The organism is Gilliamella sp. B14384G10 (assembly GCF_016101685.1).
Classification (GTDB): domain Bacteria; phylum Pseudomonadota; class Gammaproteobacteria; order Enterobacterales; family Orbaceae; genus Gilliamella; species Gilliamella apis_A.
The window spans coordinates 64,582-84,380 of record NZ_JACFQA010000006.1 but is presented as its reverse complement, the minus strand read 5'-3'; the positions used below and the strand labels follow the sequence as shown (position 1 = coordinate 84,380).

At 34.0% G+C, this 19,799-nt stretch carries 18 protein-coding genes and 1 pseudogene; 5 read left to right on the top strand and 14 right to left on the bottom strand.

What is annotated here, in order from left to right:
* Positions 1 to 183 precede the first annotated feature (183 nt).
* From purT to tsaE, 10 genes and pseudogenes are all read right to left on the bottom strand, one after another.
* Complete coding sequence (gene purT / locus H3T54_RS11035; protein ID WP_198201472.1) at positions 184 to 1,365, bottom strand: formate-dependent phosphoribosylglycinamide formyltransferase; 1,182 nt, start codon at positions 1,363 to 1,365, stop codon at positions 184 to 186.
* Between the two features lie 90 nt (positions 1,366 to 1,455).
* Positions 1,456 to 2,754: an adenylosuccinate synthase gene (locus H3T54_RS11030; protein WP_198222530.1), complete on the bottom strand. Its 1,299-nt coding sequence runs from the start codon at positions 2,752 to 2,754 to the stop codon at positions 1,456 to 1,458.
* Positions 2,755 to 2,773: 19 nt separating this feature from the next.
* Entirely contained in the window at positions 2,774 to 3,736 is a 963-nt protein-coding gene (hflC, locus tag H3T54_RS11025) for a protease modulator HflC (protein ID WP_110446881.1), read from the bottom strand.
* A 14-nt stretch (positions 3,737 to 3,750) separates the two neighbouring features.
* Positions 3,751 to 4,962, bottom strand: coding sequence for an FtsH protease activity modulator HflK (hflK, locus tag H3T54_RS11020; protein WP_110446880.1), 1,212 nt, complete (start codon positions 4,960 to 4,962; stop codon positions 3,751 to 3,753).
* A gap of 23 nt (positions 4,963 to 4,985) precedes the next feature.
* Positions 4,986 to 6,281 (bottom strand): ribosome rescue GTPase HflX, encoded by a 1,296-nt coding sequence (hflX, locus tag H3T54_RS11015; protein WP_198222528.1) that lies wholly within the window; start codon positions 6,279 to 6,281, stop codon positions 4,986 to 4,988.
* Positions 6,282 to 6,302: 21 nt separating this feature from the next.
* The gene (hfq, locus tag H3T54_RS11010) at positions 6,303 to 6,548 is read right to left on the bottom strand and encodes an RNA chaperone Hfq (RefSeq protein ID WP_065555596.1); all 246 of its coding nucleotides are present in this window, start codon (positions 6,546 to 6,548) and stop codon (positions 6,303 to 6,305) included.
* A 317-nt stretch (positions 6,549 to 6,865) separates the two neighbouring features.
* Complete coding sequence (gene miaA / locus H3T54_RS11005) at positions 6,866 to 7,777, bottom strand: tRNA (adenosine(37)-N6)-dimethylallyltransferase MiaA (RefSeq protein WP_198222526.1); 912 nt, start codon at positions 7,775 to 7,777, stop codon at positions 6,866 to 6,868.
* Positions 7,774 to 9,633 (bottom strand): DNA mismatch repair endonuclease MutL, encoded by a 1,860-nt coding sequence (gene mutL, locus H3T54_RS11000; protein WP_198222524.1) that lies wholly within the window; start codon positions 9,631 to 9,633, stop codon positions 7,774 to 7,776. The genes miaA and mutL overlap by 4 nt, the downstream gene beginning before the upstream one ends.
* A 20-nt stretch (positions 9,634 to 9,653) precedes the next feature.
* A pseudogene (locus tag H3T54_RS10995) lies at positions 9,654 to 10,358 on the bottom strand (N-acetylmuramoyl-L-alanine amidase); the annotation flags it as partial.
* Positions 10,359 to 10,417: 59 nt separating this feature from the next.
* The gene (gene tsaE / locus H3T54_RS10990; RefSeq protein WP_198222520.1) at positions 10,418 to 10,891 is read right to left on the bottom strand and encodes a tRNA (adenosine(37)-N6)-threonylcarbamoyltransferase complex ATPase subunit type 1 TsaE; all 474 of its coding nucleotides are present in this window, start codon (positions 10,889 to 10,891) and stop codon (positions 10,418 to 10,420) included.
* Positions 10,892 to 11,036: 145 nt separating this feature from the next.
* Here tsaE and tusB point away from each other — a divergent pair, with 145 nt between their 5' ends.
* The 3 genes from tusB (at position 11,037) to H3T54_RS10975 (ending at position 13,147) form a co-directional block, all read left to right on the top strand.
* Positions 11,037 to 11,318, top strand: a complete 282-nt coding sequence (tusB, locus tag H3T54_RS10985; RefSeq protein ID WP_198222518.1) for a sulfurtransferase complex subunit TusB — start codon at positions 11,037 to 11,039, stop codon at positions 11,316 to 11,318.
* A 154-nt stretch (positions 11,319 to 11,472) separates the two neighbouring features.
* Complete coding sequence (locus H3T54_RS10980; protein ID WP_110446874.1) at positions 11,473 to 12,036, top strand: Sua5/YciO/YrdC/YwlC family protein; 564 nt, start codon at positions 11,473 to 11,475, stop codon at positions 12,034 to 12,036.
* 4 nt (positions 12,037 to 12,040) lie between these two features.
* Positions 12,041 to 13,147, top strand: a complete 1,107-nt coding sequence (locus tag H3T54_RS10975; RefSeq protein ID WP_198201480.1) for an anhydro-N-acetylmuramic acid kinase — start codon at positions 12,041 to 12,043, stop codon at positions 13,145 to 13,147.
* A 6-nt stretch (positions 13,148 to 13,153) separates the two neighbouring features.
* Here the strand turns inward: H3T54_RS10975 and kdgR are convergent, their stop codons facing one another.
* The 4 genes from kdgR to H3T54_RS10955 form a co-directional block, all read right to left on the bottom strand.
* Positions 13,154 to 13,948, bottom strand: a complete 795-nt coding sequence (gene kdgR / locus H3T54_RS10970; protein WP_198222516.1) for a DNA-binding transcriptional regulator KdgR — start codon at positions 13,946 to 13,948, stop codon at positions 13,154 to 13,156.
* 117 nt (positions 13,949 to 14,065) lie between these two features.
* On the bottom strand, positions 14,066 to 14,386 hold the full coding sequence (locus H3T54_RS10965; RefSeq protein WP_110446871.1) for a cupin domain-containing protein: 321 nt from the start codon (positions 14,384 to 14,386) through the stop codon (positions 14,066 to 14,068).
* 95 nt (positions 14,387 to 14,481) lie between these two features.
* Positions 14,482 to 15,276 (bottom strand): gluconate 5-dehydrogenase, encoded by a 795-nt coding sequence (locus H3T54_RS10960; protein WP_110446884.1) that lies wholly within the window; start codon positions 15,274 to 15,276, stop codon positions 14,482 to 14,484.
* 49 nt (positions 15,277 to 15,325) lie between these two features.
* Entirely contained in the window at positions 15,326 to 16,498 is a 1,173-nt protein-coding gene (locus H3T54_RS10955) for an oligogalacturonate lyase family protein (RefSeq protein WP_198222514.1), read from the bottom strand.
* Positions 16,499 to 16,748: 250 nt separating this feature from the next.
* Here H3T54_RS10955 and H3T54_RS10950 point away from each other — a divergent pair, with 250 nt between their 5' ends.
* Positions 16,749 to 17,384, top strand: a complete 636-nt coding sequence (locus H3T54_RS10950) for an RpiB/LacA/LacB family sugar-phosphate isomerase (protein WP_110446869.1) — start codon at positions 16,749 to 16,751, stop codon at positions 17,382 to 17,384.
* Positions 17,385 to 18,239: 855 nt separating this feature from the next.
* Positions 18,240 to 19,751 (top strand): MFS transporter, encoded by a 1,512-nt coding sequence (locus H3T54_RS10945; protein WP_110446868.1) that lies wholly within the window; start codon positions 18,240 to 18,242, stop codon positions 19,749 to 19,751.
* Positions 19,752 to 19,799: the final 48 nt, after the last annotated feature.

Sequence of the window (19,799 nt, the reverse complement as noted above, 5' to 3'; positions counted from 1 at the left end):
CAGATTGTCTGTTTCTTCTTTTTAAAGAGCTGACAGCTTTTTAATTTACTTCACAATTTCTTGTTTCAGTTTGCTGTCTCAAGGGTTGCGTATGTTACGCATTTCACTTGCCTACGTCAACCCCTATTTTACAAAATTTGCTTTTTTTTCTTCAACCGATTGCTTTTTAATCAAAAAGGCTATTTAAAAGGTTATTTTTAGCTGTTTAATAGCATTAACAGCTTTTTCAACCGCTTTTTCTACAGTTGGCGCTTTAGCTAATGCAACACCCATTCTTCTTATACCTTTTACTTCAGGTTTACCAAATAAACGTAGATCAGTGTCTGCTTCACTTAATACTTTATCTAAATTCGAGAATGTAACTGTGTCAGAATCACCATTTGCAATTAATACTGCTGATGCACTAGCACCATATTGTTCTATTAAAGGTATTGGTAACCCTAAAATTGCTCTAGCATGTAATGCAAACTCAGAAAGATTTTGCGATATTAATGTTACCATGCCGGTATCATGCGGTCGAGGAGATACTTCGCTAAACCAGACTTGATCACCTTTTACAAACAATTCAACGCCAAATAATCCATAACCACCTAAAGCTTCAGTTATTTTGGTAGCAATATCTTTCGCTAAAGATAATGCATTTGCCGACATCGGCTGAGGTTGCCATGATTCTCGATAATCACCATTTTCTTGTCGATGACCAATAGGCTGACAATATGAAACACCATTAATATGTCTAACGGTTAATAACGTTATTTCATAATCGAAGTCAACAAATCCTTCAATAATAACTTTACCACTTCCGGCACGACCGCCTTCTTGAGCATATTTCCATGAAGATTCAATATCAGCGTCACTTCTTAATAAAGATTGTCCTTTACCAGAAGAACTCATAACCGGTTTAACTAAGCAAGGAAAACCAATTTCTTTAACCGCAAGTTTATATTCACTTTCAGTTGCAGCAAAACGATATGGAGAGGTTGGTAATTTAAGTTCTTCAGCAGCAAGACGACGAATACCTTCACGATTCATCGTTAATTGCGTCGCTTTAGCAGTAGGGATTACAGTAAAACCTTCTTTTTCTAATTCTACTAAGGTGTCAGTAGCAATTGCTTCTATTTCAGGAACAATATAATCAGGCTTTTCTGCTTCAATTATTTTTCTTAACTCATTGCCATCTAGCATGTTGATAATATGATAACGATGGGCTACTTGCATAGCGGGGGCATTGGCATAACGATCAACTGCAATAACTTCGCAGCCAAAACGTTGTAATTCAATAACAACTTCTTTGGCTAATTCACCGGCACCACAAAGTAATACTTTGGTAGCACTTGATGAGAGTGGTGTCCCTATTTTTGCCATAGTATCCTCTTAGAGATTTAATGATTATACTTTATTAACAAGCAAAAAATAAAAAATCGGGATAATTACCCCGATTTTCTGTATGCAAAATTAGACTGAATATGGATCACGTAAGATCATGGTTTCACTTCGATCCGGTCCAGTTGATATAATGTCAATTGGTGTTTCAGTTAATTCTTCAATTCGCTTAATATAGGCTTTAGCTGCTGCCGGTAATGCGTCATAACTTTTGACACCAAAAGTTGACTCACTCCAACCAGGCATAGATTCATATACTGGTTTGACTAAACTCCAATCTTCAGCCGCCGCTGGTGCATTTTGGATAACATCACCATTCGGTAATTGATAACCAACACAGATTTTGACTTCTTTAAGTCCATCTAAAACATCTAGCTTAGTTAAACAAAAACCTGAGACAGAGTTAAGTTGCACCGCTTTACTTACTGCAACAGCATCAAGCCAACCAGTACGACGACGACGACCAGTGGTTGCACCAAATTCATTACCTTGCTTACAGAGATATTCACCAACCTCATCAAACAATTCAGTAGGAAAAGGTCCTGCACCTACACGGGTAGAATAAGCTTTAACGATTCCTAATACATAACCAACATAACGAGGACCAAATCCTGATCCTGTTGCTACGCCACCGGCAGTAGTATTTGAAGAAGTCACATAAGGATAGGTACCATGATCGATATCGAGTAAAGTACCTTGCGCGCCTTCAAACATGATTCTTTCGCCATTTTTACGTGCATTTTCAAGTAGAGTTGGGATATCAGCAATCATTGCCACTAAAATATCAGCAATCGCTAATGTCTCATCAAGTACTTTCTGGTAATCAACAGCTTCTGATTTATAGTAATTGACTAAATGGAAATTATGATATTCCATAACTTCTTTTAGTTTTTCAGCAAATGCCTGACGATCACGTAAATCACCAACACGCAATCCTCGACGAGCAACTTTATCTTCATATGCCGGGCCAATACCGCGACCAGTCGTACCAATCGCTTTTTTACCTCGGGCTTTTTCTCGTGCTTGGTCTAATGCAATATGATAAGGCAAAATCAACGGACATGATTCTGAAATAAGTAGCCTTTCTTTCACCGGAATACCGTTATCTTCAAGCTCTTTCATCTCTTTCATAAGTGCATCAGGGCAGAGTACAACACCATTAGCAATAATACTTATGACATCATTACGTAAAATACCTGATGGTATTAAATGTAATACTGTTTTTTCACCATTAATAACTAAAGTATGACCGGCATTATGTCCGCCTTGATAACGTACTACATATTTGGCTTTTTCTGTGAGTAAATCAACAACTTTACCTTTGCCTTCATCACCCCATTGTGTACCTAGCACAACAACATTATTACTCATAGTTTATTTACTCATTGTATTATTTGTTAGACTTTAATTTCATGTATTGGAAAAATTCACTATCAGGGCTAATGACCATAACATCATTACCTGTAAAGCTTTGTTCATAAGCTTTTAAACTACGAATAAAGCTAAAAAACTCAATATCTTTACCAAAAGCGTCAGCATAAAGTTTAGCTGCATTAGCATCACCTTCACCGCGAATTGAGCGAGATTGACGTTCGGCTTCTGATATAATTTTGGTTTTTTCAAATGTAGCTTCAGCTCTTATTTCTTCAGCTTGTTTGATACCATCATAACGTTTGTCACGAGCAATAACTTCACGTTCAGCTCTCATGTTAGCATAAATCGATTCAGAGACTTCAGCAGGGAAGTTAATTTGTTTAATTCGAACGTCAATTACATCAACACCGAAAGCCCTTAAACTGGTTTTACTGTTTTCAGGATCTTTTTTCGCGTCAGTAACTAATTTATCAATCGGTAAATTTTCTTCACCATCTTGTGATGAACCATTTAACGAATCTTTAACTCGCGCCATTAATGAATTTCTTGATTTGGTATCGGCATTAGAATCATTAATGATATCTCGATTACTTAATTTACCAATCTCAGAACGTAAACGACCATTTAACCGAGCCAAAATTAAGTCGTTAACATCGTTACCACCAGCAATAGTTTCATAATAACGGTTAAAATCAACAATTTTCCATTGCACAAAATAGTCCACAATTAGTTCTTTCTTTTGTACATTAAAAAAACGTTGTTCATTATTATTATTTGAACTATTGGTAGTTTGGATTTTAGCATCAATCGTTTTAACGCTATCGATTAGAGGCATTTTAAAATGTAATCCAGGTTCAGATAAACCAATAATTTTATTAAAACGTAAAACGACACCACGAGTACCCTCTTCTATCACATAGATACTTGAAAAAAGTACGCCAATTAAAATTAAAACTATAGGAATCAATAATTTTCGCATATTCTTTTTTCTCCTTATCGACCCATAGTCCGTCTAGTGCGATTATTAGAATTATTATTAGTCGTTGAGCTATGATTTTGCACATCAATACTATTTTGTTGAGCACTTTCTGCATCCAAAGGATTTGGCAGATTAATATTATAATCACTGTCTGAATTTGCTGTGATTGATTCAGATGATTGCTCATTTTTATTTTTTAATAATTGTTCTAACGGTAGTACTAATAAATTACCACTCTTATCATTAACAATAACTTTCTGCGTTTTAGCTAATATTTTTTCCATCGTTTCAATATATAAACGATCTTTAGTAATTTCGGGCGCAGCTTTATATTGTGGTAATAATTTTTCAAACCGAGCAACATCACCAATTGCTTCTAATTCTACTTTTACTTTATAAGCATTTGCATCGGCCAAAATGGTCGCCGAACGACCTTCTGCTTGCTGAACTAATTGAACTTTATCAGCTTTAGCTTGTTTTATTTCGCGTTCACTATCATTCTGAGCTCTAATTGCATCTGCATAAGCATCTTGCACTTCTACAGGTGGACGAGCAACTTGGAAGTTAAGATCGACAATAGTAATCCCCATATCATAATGAGAAATAACATTAATTAATTCATCTTTAGTACTATCTTCTAAATCTGAACGACCATCTGAAATGATAGCATCAATGTTAGAACTACCTACTGAAGTCCTAAGTGCACTATCCGCAGCTTGACGTAAACTATCTTCAACATTAGTCACATTAAATAAGTATTTAACTGGATCACTAATACGATATTGTACGTTCATTTCAACAAAGACTAAGTTTTCACCTTTTTCACTTGTTGTAATGATATCGCCATGCACATTGAAGTTATAAGTACCTTGCGTATCGACTTTATAAACTTTATCAATAAATGATGGATTCCAATTCAAACCAGGTTGAATAATTTCAGGTTGAACTTGCCCAAAACGAGTTATCACACCTCGTTGATTTTGTTTGATAGTATAAAAACCACTTACCGCCCAAATTAGGATAAGAACAACTATCACTGCCAAAATAATTTTCGAACTATTCATTGATAGCTTAATATCAGAAGGTCCTCGATTATTACCTGAACTCCCTTTTTTAAAGAGATCTTTGAGTTGGTTAAATATCCCTCCAGTTGAATTGGAAGGTTTCTTATTATTTCCCCATGGGTCGTTATCTTGTCCGTTATTGCCGGGCTGATTCCACGCCATATTTTATATGCTCCATTTAACAATTAGTTGTTATTTTGCGTATTGATTAAGTATAACAGATCTGGCTCTTGTTTACAGAGGCGATTCCATTCAATTAAAGGCATTCTTATATTTAGCAGAAAACTACCGTCATCATTGATGACTTCATGTCCTACCGCATTTAATTTATATAAACGGCTTCTAAGTTTTGCTAGATGGATAGGCAAGTTTAATTGACAAACTTGAATCTTACCGGCAAGCCTTTCTTTTAATGCAGTAAATAAGAGATCTAATCCTAAACTATTTTGTGCTGAAATCCAAACTCGAATTGGCACGCCATTTTCATCACGATCAATACTTGGTTGCTTACCTTCCATTAAATCAATTTTATTCATTACCAACAAAGTAGGAATATCATGGGCATCAATTTCAAGTAAAACTTCATCAACAGCTTGAATGTTATCTAATAAATTAGGATCAGCAGCATCAACGACATGTAATAGCAGTGATGCTTCTTGTGTTTCAAGTAAAGTCGCTTTAAAAGCAGCAACCAGATCATGGGGTAAATGACGAATAAATCCAACCGTATCAGCTAAAACTACTTCGCCAACATCATCAACTATAATGCGTCTTAAGGTTGGATCCAGCGTAGCAAATAATTGATCGGCAGCATAAACATCAGCATTAGTTAGTGCATTAAATAGTGTCGATTTGCCAGCATTGGTATAACCAACTAGTGATACCGTTGATAAATCTGCTTTTTGTCTAGATTGACGATTTTGATTTCGTTGTTTTTCAACTTTCGCAAGTCTTGATAAGATTAACTGAATGCGATGACGAATTAATCGTCTATCGGTTTCTAGCTGAGTTTCCCCAGGACCTCGTAAGCCTATACCACCTTTTTGACGTTCTAAGTGAGTCCAACCTCGAACTAAACGTGTTGACAGATATTGTAATTGCGCTAATTCAACTTGCAACTTACCTTCATGGGTTCGAGCACGTTGAGCAAAAATATCCAGAATCAATCCTGTTCTATCCACTACACGACATTCACATAGTTGTTCTAAGTTTCGTTCTTGAGTTGGGGTTAAGGTATGATTGACTAGAATAACTGAAGCATTCAGCTCTTTTACTTTATCGGCAATTTCTAACGCTTTTCCTTCACCAATAAAATATTTAGCTTGCGGGGACTTTCTTGAGGTTGTCACAATATCGAGAATTTCAATTTGAGCAGAAGAAACTAACACTTCAAACTCTTTTAAATCCTCGATATCGCTTTCTTGAGGGAAGAATACATGGACTAATAAAGCGGACTCGCCGCCTTTATATCGCTCAAACAATCACATTCTCCACTCAAATAATTAGCTTTCGCTTTCCTCTTCAGGTTGAGACACCAAACCAGAAATAGGTCTTGAAGGAACAACTGTAGAGATTGCGTGTTTGTATACCATTTGACTAACAGTATTTTTTAATAAAATAACAAACTGATCAAATGATTCAATTTGTCCTTGTAATTTAATACCGTTAACAAGATAAATTGATACTGGAATATGCTCGCGACGAAGCAAATTCAAATAAGGATCTTGTAATGACTGCCCTTTTGACATGAGTTTATCCTTTAAGATGAAATAAAAATATAAAGATAAAGATAAAATAAATTTACAATCAAAATGATGATCTATCCGATTGCAACATAACATACTTATGTAGTAAGTATCAAAATAACATAAAAAACCCAGCTCTTAAACTAATCAACTGCAATTTATGCACAAATAACTAAAAATTTAATAAATTAACGAAATTTATACAAAAAAATACGCATGATAGATATCATAAATTTAGAAAGGCTTTCGAAATGAAAAATTTCTGTTTAGTATTATAATCAATAGAAAAAACACTAATACCTATCGCTGCAATTTATAATTTAAAAAATATGCTTAAAAACGGTATCTTTGTTATCTTGATTTAACCATGTTATCGGTTGTTTCCAACCTCTAAGCCAAGTAATTTGCCGTTTCGCTAATTGACGAGTAGCACAAATACCCTTGAATACCATCTCATCATAACTGATATCACCATTAAGATATTCCCACATTTGACGATAGCCAACACAACGGATAGAAGGTAGATTGGTATGCAGATCAGATCGCAACATAAGTGTTTTTACTTCATCTTCAAAGCCTTGATCTAGCATTTGTAAAAAACGCTGCTCAATACGTTGGTGCAACTCAGCTCTATCTTCCGGCATAATAGCTAGCTGCATGATGTCATAAGGTAATGCTTCGCCACTTTCTTGAGTAAGCTCAGTTAAACTTTTACCAGAAATGAGATAAACCTCTAATGCGCGATTAAGCCGTTGCGGATCATTCGGATGAATTCGCTGAGCTGACACAGGATCAACCTTCTTTAACTCCTCATGAATCGCTTGCCAACCTAATTTATTGGCTTTTTCTTCAATTTGCTGCCGTATATCACTATCCGCAGCAGGAAGAGGTGAAAGTCCTTCAATTAAAGCTTTAAAATACAGCATCGTTCCGCCAACTAGTAATGGTGTTCGACCATTACTTAACGATTTTTCAATTTCTTCAATCGCATCATGCCGAAAATTAGCTGCCGAGTAACTTTCAGCAGGATCACAGATATCAATCAGTTTATGTGGATATTCTTGCTGCTCTTGTTTAGTGGGTTTCGCACTGCCGATATCCATACCGCGATAAATAAGTGCCGAATCAACACTAATAATATCAATCGGATACTTGTTATAAAGTTCCATGGCAAAAGCCGTCTTGCCGGATGCAGTAGGCCCCATTAATGAAATAATTTTTGCTTTATTCATGATAAAATTGATTGTGATAAAGATTGAAGATCAATCGGATATAAAAATGTATCTTGCTGTAATAAATTAATATCTATCTGTTCTAGTTGTGCTAATAACTGAATAACTTTCGTTACGCTCCAACTCTCCGCATAATTATCACTACTATTTTCTGCCAACCACATCGCAATTTGCGTAGGATCGATAACAGTCGATTGATCAGATAAAAGAAAAGCAATTAAACTTGGTAATAATTGTTGCCAATTAGTAGTTCGTAACATTTTCGGCACATTATGCAAATGTAATTTAGCTTTATCAATATAAAAATCAAATCCTAAAAAAATTAATTGCGGACGATAATCACTTAATACCTGTTGTTCTTTTTGATTGACCAAAATTGTTAGTGGAATCAGTAATTTTTCTGACTCTTGAGTTAATAATTTTATTGCTTTTACTTTTTGCTGAGCAATATTTAACTTCATAAGCATAAATGTTTGCTGACTATCTTGTAATTTTTCAAGTAAAGCAATATCAGGTTGAATAACGGTTAATACTCGACCAAACTGTACTAATGAAGAACTATCAAGCTGCTGTTGCAGTGATTGTAATGGTACATTTCGTTTAGGAAACAGCGTCTCAATAACCGCTTGTTGCGGTGCAGTTATTGAACCATTATCACCGGCTAATGGCAATTGATTAGACTGCGTCTTTTCAATTTCAAAGCTTGCTTTAGTATCGATTAACTGACCATAAATTACATTTTCTTTAACATGATTAATCGGTTTTTTGGGTAATATGTTAGTCGCAGAATAGCCTTTAGGCTCCGTAGCTATTTTTTGATTAAAAATATTTTCACCAGCAGCTTGTCGATTTGGTGTTATTACCACTTTTTCATCATCGGTAAGCTGTTGGTTTGATTCGAGAGCCATAACAATAGCTTGATAAACAAAATCATGTACTAATCTTGCTTCATGAAAACGCACTTCGTGTTTAGCTGGATGAACATTAACATCAACCTGTTTGGGATCGATTTGTAGAAAAACCACATAACTTTGTTGTTCATTAGTTCGACTAATATAAGCTTGGCGCAGCGCATGATTAATTAATTTATCTTTTATTACTCGACCATTAACATAAAAATATTGCAGATCACTAATTTCATTACTTGCTACCCACCCTTGAATTAACAAATCATCATGTTGCCAATCTAATTTTACTGCTTTTTGTACAAATGTACGTCCACAAACTAATTCAACGCGTTTTTCAAGTGCAGATGCTCGATACTGTTTAATTAGTTTTCCATTATGTTGCAGATTGAAAGTGACATCAGGCCGAGCCAGAGCTATACGCCTAACAAATTCTTCAATATGCATAAATTCAGTTTTTTCGGTCTTTAGAAAACGACGCCGAGCAGGGGTGTTATAAAATAAGTCAAGAACTTCAACCGAAGTACCAACAGGATGTGCCGCAGGTTTAATGGTTGGTTTCATATCTCGACCTTCAGCATAAACTTGCCATGCCTCAGATTGATCGGCGGTACGAGACGTTAAAGTTAATCTAGCAACAGAACTAATACTGGCCAATGCTTCACCACGAAAACCTAAGCTCATTATAGTATCTAAATCATCCAACGAGCTAATTTTACTAGTCGCATGACGTGCTAAAGCTAATGCTAATTCGCTTTTAGCAATACCACCACCATTATCACGTATACGAATTAATTTACTACCACCTTGTTCAATATCGATATCAATTTGCGTACTACCTGCATCAAGGCTGTTTTCAACTAACTCTTTAATTACCGATACAGGTCGTTCTACCACTTCACCAGCAGCAATTTGATTAGCTAGTTGAGGTGATAGAATTTGAATTGCCATTAATGCTGTTCTCCAAAATTAGGATTTTTTTTGACATAATTTTTTATGCCTTGATAAATCAATTTAGCGATCTTGTCTTGATGAGCATTACTAGCCAACAAACTTTCTTCAGCTTGATTAGTAATAAATCCAACCTCAATCAATATTGAAGGGATATCAGGTGAACGTAATACGCCTAAACTAGCATGTTCAGGTACGCCTTTATGCAATTTAATAACACCTTTCATCTCTTTTAAAACCTGAGTAGCAAGTTCATAACCAACACGCTGCGAATAAGAGAATTGTAAATCGAGTACTGCTTGGCTTAAATTTTGGTCGTGATCATCACTTAATGCATCACCAGCGCCACCTAATAACTGTGACTGTTTTTCATCTTGTTCCAGCCAACGCCCCAATTCAGTATCAGCGCGTTTAGTAGATAAAACCCAAATTGATGCACCAGAAGCATTACGATTCGGTGCGGCATCAGCATGGATAGAAATTAGTAAGTTTGCTTTATTTTTACGTGCAATATCAGAACGCTGAGGGACTGAAATAAAATTATCGGTATTACGGGTTAATACCCCTTTAAAATTAGGATCTTTATTTAATAAATTTGTTAATTTTTTAGCTATCGATAAAGTTACATTTTTTTCATATAACTTATTCTTACCAATAGCACCAGAATCCTTACCACCATGTCCAGCATCGACGGCAATAACAACTTTTGCAGCATAAGCTGAACTACATAGTAGTAATAATATAAAAAAAGTTAATATTTTCTTCATTGTTTTTTCACTAATTTTTATAGTAATGGGTTGATAATAGCTTGACCTTTTTCACTATTAGCTTGCACACAAACCGTACGTTCAAGCGCTAAATATGCCAAATGAATTTCAATATCGGCAGCAGGTAACATACCTCTTGCCTGCATAGGCCATTCAATTAAACAAATAGATCTTGAGGAAAAATATTCGCGAATGCCCATAAACTCTAACTCTTCTGGATCACCAAGGCGATATAAGTCAAAATGATAAACTGAAAATGTATCAAATTGATAAGGTTCAACTAATGTATAAGTTGGACTTTTAACATTACCTTGATGACCTAATTGTTGCAAAAAACCACGACTAAAAGTGGTTTTACCAGCGCCAAGATCACCAATCAGATAAATGACAATTGTACTATCATGATTAGATAAATAATTTAAACACTGTTTTGCCAACTGTTTACCAAACAATATTGTCTCTTGCTCGTTAGCTAAAATAATGGGTTTCATAACGAATTCTTTGCTCAATAAATAGCCCTTATTATATACTAATAACCATTAAAGATGTACCAACTAAGATTAAGTTGAATTTTTACCAAAAAAATTTTGAGGAACGGGGTTTTTTGAGGGTAAATTTAACGCTAAAAGAGGAAAAATGTTACATACCATTGCAACACCGAACCAATCAACAATCGATACAACGTTAATTTCAGCGCAAGATGCCGTACTATTTTGGCAAAATGGTGTAATTATGTGTTGTCAAGATAACTCTACATTAAATGCTATTTTGCAAAACACCCATCATTGTTATGTTCTTGATAACGACATTAATGCTCGAGGCTTAGGCGACCTAATCGATTCAAGAGTTAAAATTATCAACCTGCAACAGGTTATTGATTTAACAGTTAACTATTTTCCGCAAATGAATTGGGAATAATTTTGCTATTTTCGATAAATGCTAATTTATCTATCACAGCAAATAAGCGATATTCATTGTAATAACATTATTAATTCTTTTGTTGCCAATTTGCAAATAGTCTTACCTCAGTTTAATATAAATTTTAATGATATTGGGTAAACATAAAAATTTGATGGCAAACTTATTAACTCTACTAGAAATTAATCAACTGTTACAAAAAGGTGAAGTTGTTGCTTATCCAACTGAAGCCGTTTTTGGTTTAGGTTGTGATCCTGACAGTGAATCAGCGGTGTATAAACTGTTAAATCTAAAACAACGTTCAGTTGATAAAGGATTGATTTTAATTGCCAGTCATTATCAACAACTGATCCCTTATATTGATCAATCGGCAGTAACGAAAGAACAGATACAAATGGCGTTTAACAGTTGGCCGGGACCAAATACTTGGATTTTTCCCAAGAATGCTAACACTCCTGATTTTTTAAGTGGAAAATATCAGTCCATTGCTGTTCGTGTTACCGATCATCCTTTAGTTTGTAAATTGTGTGATTTATTTGCTAAGCCATTAGTTTCAACCAGTGCCAATCTTTCTGGCCATCCAGCTTGTAAAACAGCGTTAGAAGTGGCGAACCAATTCGGTAATAATTTCCCCATTTTAGCTGGTCAAACAGGCAATCGTTCACAACCATCAATCATTCGCGATGTGCAAACTGGCACTATCATTCGGCAGGGGTAATATTATGCAAAATTTATATATTGGTGTCATGTCGGGTACCAGTATGGATGGAGTAGATATCGCATTAGTTGATATCAGCAATGGAAAAATTACCGCTATTGCTAGTGATTGCTATCCAATGCCAAACGAAATTAAAACTCGATTATTAACGCTTTGTAATAGTAAACAAACAACATTACAAGATTTAGGCGAACTTGATCATCAACTTGGCATACTTTACGCTAAAAGTATTAATCAATTTATAAAACAAAATAATATTGATAACAAACAAGTTAAAGCGATTGGCTGTCATGGACAGACTATTTATCATTCGCCGAATGGTGATAATCCATTTACTATGCAAATAGGTGATGCCAATATCATCGCCGCCCAAACAGGCATTACAACTATTGCCGATTTTCGTCGTAAAGATATGGCTTATGGTGGTCAAGGTGCGCCATTAGTTCCTGCTTTTCATAAAGCAATATTTTTAAACTCGGCAATTAACTGTGTAGTCTTAAATATTGGCGGTATCAGTAATATTTCTGTGTTAATACCTGACCAACCAGTAATTGGCTACGATACCGGCCCTGGTAATGTATTACTTGATGGCTGGATAAATAAAAGCCTCGGAACAAGCTATGATAAAGATGGTTTATGGGCAAAATCAGGTAAAGTAAATCAAAACTTATTAAGTGCGTTATGTAATGAAGATTATTTCCAATTACCAGCGCCAAAAAGTACTGGCAGAGAATTATTTAATTTAGCTTGGCTGATGCAAAAATTAACTGACTTTGCTTTAAATGGCCAAGATATTCAAGCGACATTGGTTGAATTTACCGCCATTACAATTGCCAATGAAATTGATAAATTACCGATAAAAAATAACTTGCCATGCCAGTTATTAGTCTGTGGTGGTGGCGCCAAAAATCCACTTATTATGCAACAATTATCAGCATTACTACCGAAATGGCAAGTTTCTGCTACAGATAAAAAAGGAGTAAACAGTGATGATATGGAAGCGATCGCTTTTGCTTGGCTTGCTTATTGTAGAATGAATAATATTCCTTCTAATATTCCAGAAGTTACTGGAGCAAGCCAATCTGTATGTTTAGGGGTTATTTATCAATAACCAGCTTTAGTCTGTTGATTTTGATTGCTTAACATAACCAATTAATTCAGATATTTTAGCTGCACATTGGCTAATTTCACTGACTAATTTAGCTTCATCTTCAGCTGTACTACATCTAAAGATAGAAGTTGATAAACTTAAAGCAGCAATTATATTACCTAAACGATTGTAAATTGGTACAGCAAAGCAACGTAAACCTAGTTCAGACTCTTCATCATCTTTACCATAACCAGCACGTTTTACTTCATCAAGTTCAGCTAAAAATGCGTCTTTATTAGTAATGGTGTTAGCTGTATATTGAACAAAATCGATGTTATTTATTAAGCTTTTTTTGCTTTCATCATCTAACCATGCCAACAAAACTTTACCTAGACCGCTAGCATGAACCGTCGCTTGATTGCCTATTTTAGATGTCAAACAAAGACTATATTGTTCTGATGCTACTTTATTAATATAGATAATTTGATCACCTTCACGAACAGCTAAATGGATTGTTTCTTTCGTTTTGTCCCTTAGCTTTCTCATTTCTAAATCAGCAATAGCCAAAAAGTTTTGGTGATAAAGCACTCGATTACCTAAATCAAGTAATTTTAAATTAAGAGAATATTTATCTGAATCTTCTTCTTGATTAACATAACCTAATGATTTCATGGTTTGTAAAAAGCGATAAGCAGTGCTTTTTGGCATCATTACTTTTTGCGATAATTCCGAAATAGCAATGTCTTTAGATTCAGATAAAGCTTCTAAAATTCCGAAAACTTTTAAAACCGAAGCAACCGATTCTGGTGAGCTATCATTCATGATTAGCACATCTCCTTACTAAAAAATAGTCATTATTCTATTATTTAATGATCAATTAGAACAACACAAAATTATCGAAAGTATATCATAATTAATAATGACTAGTTACTAGCTATTTTATAAAAAGTCCAATCTCTGCGGAGTAAACATATCAAGTAGCACACCAGCTTGTTTACAAATACAACCATGTTCAATATTTGGTTTTTTATACAAAGTATCACCAGCACGAACAATTTTGGTCTCAGTGCCAATAGTAAATTCAAATTCACCCGATAAAACATAAGTTAATTGTTCATGTGGGTGATGATGCATGGCTCCAATAGCGCCAGTTTCAAAATGAACTTCAACAGCCATCATATTACCATCATGAGCTAAAACTTTACGTTTAACACCATTTCCTAAATCAATTAATTCAATATCTGAATTAAAACAAAACATCGCATTACTCCTAAATTTATAAAATAAACAGAGATAATAAAAACTTCCCTTTAATTTATTATCTCTTAAATCAATTAATTTTCAATGTTATGGCATTAAGGTTGTTTACCAATATAGGCTAAGATACCACCATCAACATAAAGAATATGACCATTTACAAAGTTTGAAGCTTCCGATGCTAAAAATACTGCTGCACCCGCTAAATCATCTGGAGTTCCCCAGCGTCCAGCTGGTGTTTTAGCAATAATAAACTGATCAAAAGGATGACGAGAACCATCAGCCTGTTTTTCGCGTAATGGTGCCGTTTGTGGAGTTGCAATATAACCAGGACCAATACCATTACATTGAATATTGGCATGACCAAATTCAGAACAAATATTTTTAGTTAACATTTTTAAGCCGCCCTTAGCTGATGCATAACCAACAACGGTTTCACGGCCAAGCTCACTCATCATTGAGCAGATGTTAATAATTTTACCACTGCCTTTTTTGATCATGGAAGGAAGCACTGCTTTTGCCATAATGAATTGACCTGTAAGATCAATATCGATAATTTTTCGATAATCGGCAGCACTTGTTTCAAGCATTGATTTGCGTTGAATAATGCCGGCATTATTCACTAAAATATCAATCACACCATGTTCTTTTTCAATTTGCGCAATTGATTTTTCAACCGCAGCTTCATCGGTTATATCAAATAAATAGCCATGTGCATCAATGCCTGCTTCTTTATAAGCTTCAAGACCTTTTTGTAAATTTTCAGGTACCACATCATTAAATACGATTTTCGCTCCGGCACCAGCTAATGATTTTGCTATTTCAAAACCGATACCATAAGAAGCGCCGGTAACCAGCGCTATTTTATTATTGAGTGAAAATTTATTTAAAATCGACATAATCATATTCTCCGTTATAGTTGTGACAGACAAAATCGCTCTATCACATTTCTTCTAATATGTTAGCTGGCACTTTGGTTAAATAAAGTGCAGGTTTATCTTGTGCATCACAAGAATATAAAACGTATTTATTATCAGGTGAAAACGATGGATGAGGGTGAGTAACTTGACGGTCACCATCTAAAACTCGCCATGTACTATTATGTTTAACGAGTTTATGTGCTGTTTTGGTTTTAGGCGCTAAAATATAAAGCCATGGATCATTTTCAATTTTATAACCACTAGTATCAATAACATCAACAGGGCTTCCTGTTCCATCACCGATATAAAGCGTGCCATCAAAATTGCTCATTAAATGTGAACAGGCAGGCATTTCCATAATCTCTTTATCTTCATTGGTTACTGGGTTATAAAGACGAATATAGCGCTCTTGTTGTCCTTTCATATAAGATACATAAGCTAATCCTGAACCATCTGGTACCCAAAACTCATGCGTACAACTTTCACCAGGTAAATTATCATGAGCTTTTCGTTCATTTTTACCATCACGATCAACTAACCAAATTCGTGCATCAACTAAATCATGCGGCCCTTCATGACAAAATGCGATAGTTTTATCATCAAAAGGTCTAAAGATTGGATGGCCCAACCATACATTTTGATCAATAACCGTTTTAGCAACACCAGTTTCAATATCAATTTTGATTAAACGGCAGTGTGGGTTTTTATCGTAAAACGCTTTAAATATTGTCCAGTCAGTGAGTGGTGTCCAATCTTTTTTATCAATTTCAATGCCAACAATTTCATTACAATCGCTATTAGCAACCCATGTACCATAACCAACCCATTCATCGGGTACTGTATAAACATTTTTTTCTTCTAAAGTTTCAAGATTGACTTGTTGTAAGTTACGTTCATTTTTGACATAGTATAAAAATTTATCATCTGGTGATAAAAAACCACCAAAGGTATTATCGCCAGGTCCTTCAGTAAGTTGTTTTGCTGTTTGATTTTCAATATCAAGCAAATAGTAGTTGCGATTAGAGTCAAATTCACCGGCAAAGAGTAACTTTTGACCATCATTGGTAAAGCATTTTTGATAAAAATAGTTACGATGGCATAAAACACCTTCTGGCGTTAACCGGATAATTTCATTTTTTGAATCTTCATCAGTAAATGATGAATATGATAGCTTTACGATATTTCCCTTAGCCATATAAACTCCCTGAATATAAGTATAATAAAAAGTTCAAAATATTATGATTTGTTAAATATAGTAATATAAAAACTATGATGGTTTTGTGACTTTCATCACATTGCAATAAATTTATTAAAACATCGTTTTATTTTAGTTAAAAAAATTGATATATTTTTTTGCGAGCTTATAATTAAAGCGTAAGTACTAATAACAAATGACAAAATTGTTAGGTGGTTTGTTATTATTTCAATGAAAATAGAGGGAAATCATGAAAATAGCACTAATGAACGAGTTTAGCCAAGCAGCTAAAAATCCAATTATTTTAAATGAATTAAAAAATGCAACTGAGAAATATGGACATACTGTTTTTAATGTTGGCATGGATGGCGACAATGATAAAAAATTAACTTATGTTCATTTAGGTATAATTAGCGCTATTTTATTAAACAGTAAAGCAGTTGATTTTGTTATCACCGGATGTGGCACAGGCCAAGGCGCATTAATGGCATTAAATGCATTTCCTGGTGTTAATTGTGGTTATTGTATCGAACCTACTGATGCTTATTTATTTGCACAAGTGAATAATGGTAATGCATTATCACTTGCTTTTGCTAAAGGCTTTGGTTGGGGTGCAGAACTTAATGCTCGTTATATTTTTGAAAAAGCATTTGATGGTGAAAAAGGTTTAGGTTATCCACCTGAACGCCGAGAATCTCAAAATGCTAATGCGGTAATTTTAAATGATATGAAAAATGCTGCAGGAAAAAGTTTAATCGAAGCATTGAAATCAATTGATCAATCATTACTTAAAGATGCAATCAAAGGCGAACGTTTCCAAAAATGTTTATTTGAAAACAGCCAAGATCCTGAAATAACAGCTTATATCAAAAGCCTATTAGCTTAATTGATATTAATTAATTAGTTACTACATCCTATAATGTCAGTGTCATTTCAACTCAATTGATGAAATGACACTTTTTTATTTCTACATTTCTTCATAACAATTAAATTAATATTTAAGCTAAGGTTAGCAATAAACTTAAATATCCTTATTAATAATAGCTTATTGAACAAGATTAAAAACTAACTGACGAATAGAAATAAGTAAAATTGAATTGATAATAAAAAGAATAAAAACGCTAAATCTGATTATTAGACTTAGCGTTCTTATAGATTGATAACTCTTTAATTATTTAGCTTTATTCTTTTCAATTAAGATTTTTAACTCTTTTGGTAAGACTATATTACCATTTTGATCACGAGTTATTTTAAAATCAACATTGTCTTTCCATAATTCACTGCTGGTCACAGATTTAAAATCTTTACTTTTAATCTGTGGTCCAAATGAGTCTTTTATTGCGGCTTACCAACTAATACAAAGTATTAATAAATTAGCTTAATAATACCACGAAGAATTCGAGCCATTTATTTCCAGTTATGTTCATATTGAAAGGTTGTTTGATCTGAACCCGCAAAAGAATAGATAGGAAAGGTGGATAGAAACATTAAAAGCGGTATTTTTTTAATATTTTCTGTTAATAAGATCACAATTTCAGAAAACAATTTCAGAAAAACAATAACTCTATGATATTTATTAATTTAATTTATAATAATATCAATATATTAACTTTTCAAATTAAATAAATTGTTACCAACGTCACATTTCTTAAAAAATTTTGAAATAAATTTGTATAAATTTAGTATTATTTTAATAATATTTTTAAAACGGTATTTCATAATTATTAAAGGAAATAAATTTATGGCTGACAATCAAAAGAAAATAACCACACTAACTCGATTTTCGTATGGTAGTGGTAATTTGATAGGAAGTGGGGCGCTAGCAATTAGTGCTGCTTGGTTACTATATTTTTATACAACATTCTGTGGTCTTTCTGCATTTCAAGCAACATTAATTTTTTCAATCGCTACTTATTTAGATGTCATTCTAAATCCATTAATGGGATTTATTACTGATAATTTTAACCACACAAAACTTGGCCGTCGATTTGGCCGTCGCCGATTTTTCATTTTATTTGCTGTTCCATGTATGATTATTTACCCATTACTTTGGGTTGATGGCATGAATTTTTGGTACTACTTAACTACCTATATTTTATTTGAATTCATCTATACCATGATTATGATTCCATATAATACTTTACCGGTAGAGATGACCAAAAACTTTGACCAAAGAACTTACTTAGCCGGTTCTAAAGCAATGTTTGGTAAAGTTGCTAATTTCTTAGCTGCAGCAATTCCAGGGGTATTTTTCTATCTATTTGATGGTAAAGACTCCCCATTACCGTTCTTACTAACAGGTATTACTTATGCAACTATTATGGCTATTGCATTAATCTTGCTTTACCTAAATAGTTGGGAAAAATCAATTGATGAAATTGAAGATGAAACAACTTCTGGTCTTTGGGAAAGCATTGTTAAATTATTCTCAGATGTGTTTTCAACCTTCCGTTTAAAAACATTTAGAAACCATTTAGGTATGTATCTATTTGGTTTTGGTGCTGAATGGCTATTCGCGGCAACATTTACCTATTTTGTAGTATTTAACTTAGGCCAACCTAAAACTTTTGTTTCACAAATGAATAGTTTAAGTAGTATATGTCAGTTAATTTCAACGGCATTCTTTATGGCTTGGTGTGTAAAACGAGGATTCAAAAGACCATTTGTTATTGCAATACTAATCGTAATATCTTCAGTAATTGGTTATATCGGAGTCTATTATTTTAACATGCCTCATGTTACTTGGATTGTTATTGGTATTACAATTTGGTTTGGTTTAGGAACTGGTGGGGTTTATTACATTCCGTGGAGTGTATACACCTTCTTAGCAGATATCGATGAAGTATTAACCGGAAGACGTCGTGAAGGTATCTATGCAGGTGCAATGACTATGGCTGGAAAACTAATGCGAGCGACCATTGTATTTATTCTAGGAATTGTATTGAAATACTCAGGTTTTGTCTCTGGTGTAAATACCGTTCAACCAGATAGTGCAGTGACTGCAATTAACTTAGTTCTTATCTTTGGCGTGTGTGGAATGGCATTATTAGGTATTTTCTTTACTTACCGAATGAAATTAGACAAATCTACTCATGCACTTATTATTCAAGAACTTGATAGATTAAAAACTGGTGGTAAAAAAGAAGATGCAACACCAGAAATAAGAAGCTTAGTTAAAGAACTAACTGGCTTTGATTATGATAACTGTTTTGGTAACAATAATGTTGGTTTTAAACAACATCATCCAAAATAACGATTTATAATTAAATAAAAAATCATCTAATTGATAAGATTAGATGAT

What these genes read in the sequence shown, in the direction of transcription:
- purT (WP_198201472.1), bottom strand. Translation starts at nt 1,365, where the DNA reads ATGGCAAAAATAGGGACACCACTCTCATCAAGTGCTACCAAAGTATTA.
- H3T54_RS11030 (WP_198222530.1), bottom strand. Translation starts at nt 2,754, where the DNA reads ATGAGTAATAATGTTGTTGTGCTAGGTACACAATGGGGTGATGAAGGC.
- hflC (WP_110446881.1), bottom strand. Translation starts at nt 3,736, where the DNA reads ATGCGAAAATTATTGATTCCTATAGTTTTAATTTTAATTGGCGTACTT.
- hflK (WP_110446880.1), bottom strand. Translation starts at nt 4,962, where the DNA reads ATGGCGTGGAATCAGCCCGGCAATAACGGACAAGATAACGACCCATGG.
- hfq (WP_065555596.1), bottom strand. Translation starts at nt 6,548, where the DNA reads ATGTCAAAAGGGCAGTCATTACAAGATCCTTATTTGAATTTGCTTCGT.
- miaA (WP_198222526.1), bottom strand. Translation starts at nt 7,777, where the DNA reads ATGAATAAAGCAAAAATTATTTCATTAATGGGGCCTACTGCATCCGGC.
- mutL (WP_198222524.1), bottom strand. Translation starts at nt 9,633, where the DNA reads ATGGCAATTCAAATTCTATCACCTCAACTAGCTAATCAAATTGCTGCT.
- tsaE (WP_198222520.1), bottom strand. Translation starts at nt 10,891, where the DNA reads ATGAAACCCATTATTTTAGCTAACGAGCAAGAGACAATATTGTTTGGT.
- tusB (WP_198222518.1), top strand. Translation starts at nt 11,037, where the DNA reads ATGTTACATACCATTGCAACACCGAACCAATCAACAATCGATACAACG.
- H3T54_RS10980 (WP_110446874.1), top strand. Translation starts at nt 11,473, where the DNA reads ATGGCAAACTTATTAACTCTACTAGAAATTAATCAACTGTTACAAAAA.
- H3T54_RS10975 (WP_198201480.1), top strand. Translation starts at nt 12,041, where the DNA reads ATGCAAAATTTATATATTGGTGTCATGTCGGGTACCAGTATGGATGGA.
- kdgR (WP_198222516.1), bottom strand. Translation starts at nt 13,948, where the DNA reads ATGAATGATAGCTCACCAGAATCGGTTGCTTCGGTTTTAAAAGTTTTC.
- H3T54_RS10965 (WP_110446871.1), bottom strand. Translation starts at nt 14,386, where the DNA reads ATGTTTTGTTTTAATTCAGATATTGAATTAATTGATTTAGGAAATGGT.
- H3T54_RS10955 (WP_198222514.1), bottom strand. Translation starts at nt 16,498, where the DNA reads ATGGCTAAGGGAAATATCGTAAAGCTATCATATTCATCATTTACTGAT.
- H3T54_RS10950 (WP_110446869.1), top strand. Translation starts at nt 16,749, where the DNA reads ATGAAAATAGCACTAATGAACGAGTTTAGCCAAGCAGCTAAAAATCCA.
- H3T54_RS10945 (WP_110446868.1), top strand. Translation starts at nt 18,240, where the DNA reads ATGGCTGACAATCAAAAGAAAATAACCACACTAACTCGATTTTCGTAT.